At 71.2% G+C, this 6,614-nt stretch carries 7 protein-coding genes; 2 read left to right on the forward strand and 5 right to left on the reverse strand.

The annotated features are described in order from the left end of the window. The 3 genes from AC1DY2_RS12970 to AC1DY2_RS12980 all read right to left on the reverse strand — a co-directional run. Window positions 1-677 (reverse strand): oxidoreductase (locus AC1DY2_RS12970; protein ID WP_476762804.1); only part of this gene is annotated, 677 nt, incomplete at its 3' end. Window positions 678-679: 2 nt separating this feature from the next. Then, window positions 680-2,218: an MmgE/PrpD family protein gene (locus AC1DY2_RS12975; protein WP_476762805.1), complete on the reverse strand. Its 1,539-nt coding sequence runs from the start codon at window positions 2,216-2,218 to the stop codon at window positions 680-682. A gap of 128 nt (window positions 2,219-2,346) precedes the next feature. After that, window positions 2,347-3,441, reverse strand: coding sequence for an enoyl-CoA hydratase/isomerase family protein (locus AC1DY2_RS12980; RefSeq protein WP_476762806.1), 1,095 nt, complete (start codon window positions 3,439-3,441; stop codon window positions 2,347-2,349). A 57-nt stretch (window positions 3,442-3,498) separates the two neighbouring features. On the opposite strand from AC1DY2_RS12980, the gene AC1DY2_RS12985 reads away from it, so the two are divergent. Both AC1DY2_RS12985 and AC1DY2_RS12990 read left to right on the forward strand, forming a co-directional pair. Further along, entirely contained in the window at window positions 3,499-3,885 is a 387-nt protein-coding gene (locus AC1DY2_RS12985; RefSeq protein WP_476762807.1) for a VOC family protein, read from the forward strand. Between the two features lie 65 nt (window positions 3,886-3,950). Then, window positions 3,951-4,589 (forward strand): LysE family translocator, encoded by a 639-nt coding sequence (locus tag AC1DY2_RS12990; protein WP_476762808.1) that lies wholly within the window; start codon window positions 3,951-3,953, stop codon window positions 4,587-4,589. Window positions 4,590-4,700: 111 nt separating this feature from the next. Here AC1DY2_RS12990 and AC1DY2_RS12995 read toward each other — a convergent pair whose 3' ends face one another. After that, window positions 4,701-6,236 (reverse strand): sodium:solute symporter family protein, encoded by a 1,536-nt coding sequence (locus tag AC1DY2_RS12995; RefSeq protein ID WP_476762809.1) that lies wholly within the window; start codon window positions 6,234-6,236, stop codon window positions 4,701-4,703. A gap of 51 nt (window positions 6,237-6,287) precedes the next feature. Then, on the reverse strand, window positions 6,288-6,614 hold a 327-nt coding region (locus AC1DY2_RS13000), incomplete at its 5' end, for a thiamine pyrophosphate-dependent enzyme (protein ID WP_476762810.1).

Consider the following 6,614-nt stretch of genomic DNA (forward strand, 5'->3'; position numbering starts at 1 on the left):
GCCCCGACGCCGGGGCGGTCGGCCACGCCGTAGATCCTCGCGAGCGCCTGCGCCTGCGCGGAGTACGCGGTGTCGCCCGAGCGGGTCAGCGCGCTCTCCGCGGAGATGCCGCCCCACTCGGTGCGGATCGCGCCGGGCTCGATGACGATGACGTGCACGCCGTGGGGTTCGAGCTCCACGCGCAAGGAGTCGCTGAGGCCCTCGACCGCGAACTTCGTGGCGTGGTACCAGGCGCCGAGCGGCTCGTACATCTTGCCGCCGATCGACGACACGTTCACGATGCGTCCGCTGCGCTGCGCGCGCAGGTGCGGGAGCACGAGCTGGGTGAGGCGCGCGAGGCCGAAGACGTTGACCTCGAACTGGCGGCGCGCCTCCTCGAGCGGCACGTCCTCGAGGGCGCCGTACGACCCGTAGCCCGCGTTGTTCACGAGCACGTCGATGCGGCCCTGCTCGCGCAGCACCTGCTCGACGCCCGACGTCATCGACGCGTCATCCGTCACGTCCATCTCGATGACCTGCACGCCGCGGCCGGCGAGCGCCGCCATGCGGTCGACCCGGCGCGCAGCGCCGTACACGACGAACCCCCGACGGGCGAGCTCGACCGCGGTGGCCTCGCCGATGCCCGACGAGGCGCCGGTGATGAGCGCGACCTGCCCCGCGCCGTCGGCACGCGCCATGGCTAGAACAGCCCCGTGGGGATGTCGACGCCGACGAGCGCGCCCGGCGCCGCGGTGATGGTGAGGCCGCCGAGCTCGTCGGGGCCGAGCTCGGGAAGGTGCTGCGCGAGGTCGAGGAACCGCTCGATCTCGGCCTCCTCGAGCACCCACTCCGCGAGGGTGCGGAACTTCTGCACGTACTGCTCGCGGGCGAAGGGCCGGGCTCCGAGCGGATGCGCGTCGGCGACCGCGATCTCGTCGACGATCTCGTTTCCGTCAGACAGCTTGATGACCACGCGACCACCGAACGCCTTCTCGGCGATGTCGTTGGAGTGGTAGCGGCGCGTCCACTCGGGGTCCTCGACCGTGGAGACCTTCTTCCACAGCGCCACGGTGTCGTCGCGGTGCGCGCGCTCGGGCGAGTACGAGTCGGCGTGGTGCCAGGTGCCGTCCTGCAGCGCGACCGTGAAGATGTAGGGGATCGAGTGGTCGAGCGTCTCGCGGGAGGCGTCGGGGTCGTACTTCTGCGGGTCGTTCGCGCCCGAGCCGATCACGTAGTGCGTGTGGTGCGAGGTGTGCAGGGTGATCGACTCGATGCCGTCGGGGTCGTCGAGGATCAGCGGGTACTCGTCGTGGAGCTTGCGGGCGAGGTCGATCCACGCCTGGGCCTGGTACTCGGCCGAGTGCTCCTTCGTGTAGGAGTCGAGGATGGCGCGCTTGGACTCGCCGTCTTCGGGGATGGTGACCTCGTAGGAGGCATCCGGCCCGTCGAGGAGCCAGGCGATCACGCCGTCTTCGCCCTCGTAGATCGGCACCGGGCTGGTCTCGCCACGCATGGCGCGGTCGACCGACTCGACGGCCATCTTGCCGGCGAAGGCGGGGGCGTGCGCCTTCCACGTGGAGATCTCGCCCTTGCGGGACTGCCGGGTGGCGGTGGTGGTGTGCAGCGCCTGGCCGATGGCCTGGAAGATCGTCTCCTGGTCGAGCCCGAGCAGGGTGCCGATGCCGGCGGCGGCCGACGGGCCGAGGTGCGCGACGTGGTCGATCTTGTGCTTGTGCAGCGAGATGGCCTTCACGAGGTCGATCTGGATCTCGTAGCCGGTGGCGATGCCGCGCACGATGTCGCGGCCGGTGAGGCCGCGGGCTGCGGCGAGGTGCTGGGCCACGGCCACGATCGGCGGGATGTTGTCGCCCGGGTGCGAGTATTCCGCGGCGAGGAAGGTGTCGTGGAAGTCGAGCTCGCGCACGGCCACGCCGTTGGCCCACGCGGCCCACTCGGGCGACGTGCGGCGTGCGGCATCCGCGCCGAAGACCGTGGCGCCGTCGCCGCCGATCGAGACCGGATGCGCGAGCGCCTGGCTGCGCGCGGAGACGACCGGCTTGCGGGCGAGCGAGGCGGCTGCGACGGCCGCGTTGTCGATCACCCGATTGACGACCATGTCGACGACGTCGTCGTCGAGCTCGACGGGGTCGGTCGCGACCCCCGCCAGCTGCCAGGCGAGCTGACCCTCGCGGACCAGGTTCTCGTCGCTTCGGTGGGTGCGCAGGTGGTGGGTCTTCACGTGCCCACCGTATCGAATGGGGCCTGTGGATGGCCCGGGGCGCGCGAACTGCGGCGGGGGTTGCCGATCGGGGGGCGGCGTGCGAGGGACGCCCCTCGGGCGGCGGCGGCGCTGGCGCGCGGCGGGCGTCAGGCCGTGAGGCGATCGGGCCAGACGGGTTCGTGCACGCGCGCCTCGATGACCCGGGCCGCGAGGTGCGGATCGACGCCGGCCAGCGTGCCCGGGCTCCACTTCGGCGAACGGTCCTTGTCGATGACCTGGGCGCGGATCCCCTCGCGCAGGTCGTGCTGCTCGATGAACCACGACACCAGGCGGAACTCCTGCTCCAGGGCGTCCTCGAGGCTCGGCAGCGTGCGTGCGCGACGCACCGCCTCGAGGGTGACGGTGAGCGCCGTCGGCGAGAGCGTCTCGAGCTCGTCGGCGGCCGCCGCTGCGTAGGCGGATGCCGCGGGGTTCGCCGCCGTCTGGCGCCCCTCGGCGAACGCCCGCAGCCGCGCGATGATCTCCTGCACCGTCGGCGCGGAGTAGCAGGCGTCGACCCAGTCGCGCGCGAGGGCGAGCGCGGACGGGCCGGGCGTCTCGTCGAACAGCATGACGATCTCGGCCGGGCTGCCGGGGTCGGCGCGCTCGGCGAGGGCCTGGATGAGGTGCGGCAGGCGCTCGGACGGCACGAACGAATCGGCGAAGCCGGCGTGCAGCGCGTCGGCGGCATCCATCGTGCGGGAGTTGAGGGCGAGGTGCACGCCGAGCTCGCCGGGCGCCTTGGCGAGCAGCCACGAGCCGCCCACGTCGGGCGTGAAGCCGATGCGCGTCTCGGGCATGGCGACGCGCGATCGCTCGGTCACGATGCGGATCGCCGCGTGGCCGGCGAGGCCGATGCCGCCGCCCATGGTGATGCCGTCCATGATCGCCACGACCGGCTTGGGGTAGCGCGCGATCATGGCGTCGAGGCGGTACTCGGCGCGGAAGAAGTCGCGCGCCTCCCCCGCGTTGCCGTCGACGGCGTAGCCGTAGAGTTCGCGGATGTCGCCGCCGGCGGAGAAGCCGCGCTCCCCCGCCCCGTCGATCACGACCACGCCGACCTCGCTGTCGTGCCGCCACGACTCGAAGACCTCGGTGAGCTCGCGGATCATCGAGTAACTCAACGCGTTGAGCGCCTGGGGTCGATCGAGCGTCACATGGCCGAGCCCGTCGACGACGGTCACCGAGATCTGGTCGCTCACGACTGCCACCGTAGCGGCATCCCGACCCGCGGCGTAGCCTCGCGTCGAGGAGGCCCCATGATCGAATCCGCGTTCCCCATCCTCGAGGTGCCCGACGTCGACGCGGCGCTCGCGTTCTACCGCGACGCGCTCGGCGGGGTCGTCACGTACACCTTCACCGTTCCGCCGGAAGGCGGCGAGGTCGTCTACGCGTCGCTGGCGGTGGGCTCGTCGTCGCTCGGCCTCGGGCTGGCCGAGAACCCGCCTCCGCCCGGCAACGTGCTGCTCTGGTTCTACGTCGACGACGTCGACCGGGTGACGGCCCAGCTCGCCGACGCCGGGGCATCCGTGATGGAGGAACCGACCGACCAGCCGTGGGGCGAGCGCACCTCGCTCATCGCCGATCCGTTCGGCACGCGCATCCGGCTCGGCGCCGCGATCTCGCCGCCGCCCGAGGAGGAGTAGCTCCCGCCCGACGCGCAGCAGGACCCGCCCGAGGCGCAGCCGCACCCGCGGAGTAGCATGCACGGGTGGTCCCCCTCGAGAACCTGTGGGCGTTCGTGCTCACGTCGATCGTGCTGATCGTGATCCCGGGTCCGAGCGTGCTGTTCGTGATCGGGCGGTCGCTCGCGCTCGGCCGCCTCGGCGGCCTGCTCAGCGTGCTCGGCAACGCCATCGGCATGATCCCGCTGGTGGCGGCGGTCGCCCTCGGCGTCGGCGCGCTCGTCGCCCAGTCGGTGGTGCTCTTCACGATCATCAAGTTCGCCGGCGCCCTGTACCTCGTCTACCTCGGCATCCAGGCGATCCGGCACCGAGCGGATGCCGCGGCCGCCGTCAACGGCGAGGTCGCCCCCCGTTCGCACTGGCGCCAGCTCGGCGAGGGCTTCGTCGTGGGCGTCACCAACCCCAAGACCATCGCCTTCTTCGTCGCCGTGCTGCCCCAGTTCGTCGACTTCACCGCCGGATCGATCCCGCTGCAGCTCTTCGAGCTCGGCGTCGTGTTCATCGTGCTCGCGCTGCTCTGCGACTCGGTCTGGGCGCTCGCGGCGAGCGCGGCGCGCGACTGGTTCGCGCGATCGCCGAAGCGTGCAGCGCACCTCGCCGCGACCGGCGGCGTGATGATGATCGGCCTCGGCGGGGTGCTGGCCCTCACGGGCAACAAGCACTGACGGAGAACACGCACTGCAGCGCGCGCTGAGACATGCGCTCGGACAGGCGGAACGGCGGATGCCTCGCCCCCACGAGGCATCCGCCGTTCCAGTCTCGGTGCGGCCGCCGGCCTACTCGGCGGCGGGCCGCGTCGCGGCGATGGGCTCGCCGGGGCTTGCTGCCGGGACCGCGGCGTCGGGCTCGGCGGCATCCGCCTCGGCCTCGGCGCGGCCGGCGAGCCGGTCGTTCCAGATCTGCAGCACCGACGCCGGCGTGCGCGGGGTCAGCAGGCTGGCGATGATGTACGCCGCGAGGCTCGCGGCGAGGCCGAAGTAGATCGGCTCGTTCGCCATCACGCCGCCGGGCACGACGAACATCGTGCCGAGCGTCACGACCGTGCCGACCCCCATCGACCAGAGGGCGCCGGCCCCGGTCGCACGCTTCCAGACGAAGCCGCCGAGGATGGCGACGAGGAGACCGCCGACGAGGATGTCGTAGGCGACCGTCAGTGCGGCGACCACGTCGTTGAGCATGGCGGCGATGACGATGACCGCGATCCCGAGCACCACGACATAGAGGCGGTTCGAGCGGATGTCGTGCTCGGGGTTGGAGTTCGCCGCGGCATCCGCTGCGCTGCGACCGAAGAGGCGCTTCACGATGGGCATGACGTCGGCGCGGGCGACCGTGGCCGTGGCGATGAGCGCGCCCGAGGCGGTCGACATCATCGCGGCGACGGCGGCCGCGAGCACGATGCCGCTGAGCCCGATCGGCAGGATCTGCTGGGTGACGGCGGCGTACACGTCGTCCTTCGCCTCGATGCCCGGCATGAACGAGGCGGCGGCGGTGCCGATGAGCGCGCCGGCCACGCCGTACAGCAGGCAGTAGACGGATGCCGCGGTGCCGCCCCACTTCGCGACCTTCGGCGAGCGCGCCGTGAAGACGCGCTGCCAGATGTCCTGGCCGATGAGCATGCCGAACGTGTAGATGACGAAGAACGTGATGATCGTGTCGACGCCGATCGCCGTGAAGTCGAACGCCGCCTCGCCGAGCCGGTCGACGATGCCCTCGTAGCCGCCCGCGTGGATCCAGGCGAAGGGGAGCAGCAGGAAGAAGACGCCGATGGTCTTCAGGACGAACTGCACCATGTCGGTCAGGGTGATCGACCACATGCCGCCGATCGACGAGTAGAGCATGACGATCACGCCGCCGATGATCACCGAGAGCGTGCGGTCGGTGTCGAACAGCACGTTGAAGATCGTCGCGTAGGCGATCGTCGAGGTCACCGAGAGCATCAGCGTGTAGGCCATCATGACGAAGCCCGAGGCGCTCGTGGCGTTCACGCCGTAGCGGAGCTTCAGCATCTGGGCGACCGTGTAGACCTTCAGCTTCGCGATGCGGCTCGCGAACAGGATGCTGAGGAGGAAGAGGCCGACGGCGATCGCGACGACGAGCCACATGCCCGAGATGCCGAACTTGTAGCCGAGGCCGACGCCGCCGACGGTCGAGGCGCCGCCGAGCACGACGGCCGCCATGGTGCCCGTGTAGAGCGTCGGGCCGAGGCGCCGGCCGGCGACGAGGAAGTCGCTCGAGTTCTTGGTGCGGGACTTGCCCCACCAGCCGAACAGCAGCATGGCGGCGAGGTAGATGATGATGATCGCGATATCCATCGTTGGATCCTTTGCGTCAGGTCTCGGTCGAGGGTCGGGTGGTGCGTCGGGTTACTGCAGGTGTGTCGGCGCGAACATGCGCAACACGGCGGGCACGACCACGACAGCGGGGCCGGGCTCGCGGAAGGTGCGGGCGATGGTCTCGCCCACGGTCTCGAGGGTCGCCTCATGGGCGGTCACGCCGAACGCCCTGGCGAGCGCGGCGAAGTCGGGGCGGGCGAGCTCGGTGGCCGTGGCCTGGCCGAACTGCTCCGTCATGTACTCGCGGAGGATGCCGTAGCCGCCGTCGTCGACGATGAGCCAGGTCACGTCGGCGTCGTGCTGGCGGGCGGTCGCGAGCTCGGCGATCGAGTACATCGCGCCGCCGTCGCCCGAGAC

The organism is Agromyces sp. P1_H4 (assembly GCF_056405255.1).

Excerpts from the sequence above, each read along its gene's own strand:
- AC1DY2_RS12985 (WP_476762807.1), top strand. The coding sequence starts at position 3,499 with ATGATCGAATCCGCGTTCCCCATCCTCGAGGTGCCCGACGTCGACGCG.
- AC1DY2_RS12995 (WP_476762809.1), bottom strand. The coding sequence starts at position 6,236 with ATGGATATCGCGATCATCATCATCTACCTCGCCGCCATGCTGCTGTTC.